1 protein-coding gene is annotated in these 259 nt (G+C 37.1%); it reads left to right on the top strand.

What is annotated here, in order from left to right:
• Window positions 1-81: 81 nt before the first annotated feature.
• A partial coding sequence (locus AAEY75_RS15960; protein WP_352260143.1) for an ATP-dependent metallopeptidase FtsH/Yme1/Tma family protein occupies window positions 82-259 on the top strand: 178 nt, incomplete at its 3' end.

The following is a 259-nucleotide window of genomic DNA, read 5'->3' on the forward strand; positions in this document are numbered from 1 at the left end:
GGATATAAACTGTAGTACAGTTGTTGGTCGTTTAGTTGAATTTAAATTAATTTGATACAAGAGGTTAAACCCTTGAGCGATATGGCAAAAAATCTAATACTCTGGCTGGTTATTGAAGTTGTGCTGATGTCAGTATTTCAGAGCTTTAATGGAGGCGATCAAGTAGATCGTCAAACAAGTTATAGTCAATTTGTTAAAGATGCCCGCAGTGGCTCTATACAAGAAGTGGCAATTGAAAGTACCAGTGGCACAATTACAG

It is taken from the genome of Psychrobacter sp. TB55-MNA-CIBAN-0194 (assembly GCF_040309505.1).
In the GTDB taxonomy this organism is placed as follows: domain Bacteria; phylum Pseudomonadota; class Gammaproteobacteria; order Pseudomonadales; family Moraxellaceae; genus Psychrobacter; species Psychrobacter fozii.